A 1,328-nucleotide genomic window follows, 5' to 3' on the forward strand; every position below is an offset into this window, starting at 1 on the left:
AAGCCGTGGTTGGTCAGGTTGTTGGCCGTCAGTTGAGTGACATCACGCCCGCTGACCGTGCCGCGGTTGGTGATATCGCCCTGACTGTTAAGCGCCACGGTATTGCCGGCGAGGAGGGCGCCGTCACTGCGCAGGTCACCGGATTTCACCCGGGCGTACACCTGCGGCACCGTCACCACCTCGGTAGTGCCGTCCGGCAGCGTGACCGTCTGGTTGGTCAGCCAGATAATATCCGAGGTCAGCAGCGCCATCTGCGCCGGACTCAGCGCCACGCCCGGTGTTAACTGTTGCTGTTTGCCAAAGGCAACGCCGGCATCCATCAGCGCTTTAAACTGGGCTTCATCGTTATTGTAGCCCGGCAGATAGCGCTGGCCGGTCAGCTGGGTAATCTGCTCCCGCACCAGCCGCTGTTCGTAGAACCCGTCACCTAACCGTTTGTGCACCAAAGCCGGGTCATGGGTGAGTTGCTGCTGCATGTAGTCTGACCCCAGCCAGGGTTTGTACTGGGTAAATTTGGGGTCGGTCTCCACCAGATAGTGGCTGTCACTGCCCGGCTGCACGGTATACAGGCTGTTATCCGGCAAACGCGTATCGGGCGTCACCACGCGTATCACCGGGTCGACTGTTTGTCCTTTGACGGTTTCCGGCGGCAAACTCAGTTCAAACGGCTGACCGGGCGGCAGGACTAAGGGTTGACCGGGGGGGAGGACTAAGGACGGGGGTGTTTATCCCGGCCACTGGTTTCACGGCAGTGGGGGCCTGTTGCACCTGCCCGGTCTGGCGGTCGGTTATCGTGATATCGGTCCCCGGTGGGCGGGTATGGTCCTGCCAGGCCAGCGTGTTCAGGTCAATCGTTTCGGTCACCGGGTCCGGTGTATAACCGGTGGTGTCTTTTCCCTGCGAGGTTTTGGTGCCGCCAATGCCAAACTTGTTCCGTTTTTTCTTTTTGACGTACCAGCGGGTCTGGCTGCCGGTCTCGGTGGTGATGCGTTCCCCCTGGGTGGCGATATTATGCAGTTCGCCAATATTGCCCGCCAGTGCGCCGCCGGCGACGATTTGGCTATCGTGATTGGTGACCTGCGCGCTATTGAGGGTCAGATTGCCCCCGGCCAGCATTTTACCGGGGTCACTGTGTGTGACCTGCGTTTCCCTGACGGTCCGGGTGTACTGATATTCATCAAAGTTATCGCTGCGGCTGCCATCCGGCATGATGGCCTCGTGCACGCCGTATTTGTTGTGGTGAGAAGTGTCCACCTGTGACCAGTCATAGCGGGTGGTCTGGCCGCGCAATACCGCGTCGTGATGGGGCGATTTTTCCGTTTCGACGA

At 59.9% G+C, this 1,328-nt stretch carries 1 pseudogene; it reads right to left on the bottom strand.

Features of this window, described 5'->3' with window-relative positions:
• Positions 1-1,328 (bottom strand): annotated as a pseudogene (locus EAE89_RS22875) (hemagglutinin repeat-containing protein); the annotation flags it as partial.

Source organism: Photorhabdus heterorhabditis (assembly GCF_018448905.1).
Classification (GTDB): Bacteria; Pseudomonadota; Gammaproteobacteria; order Enterobacterales; family Enterobacteriaceae; genus Photorhabdus; species Photorhabdus heterorhabditis.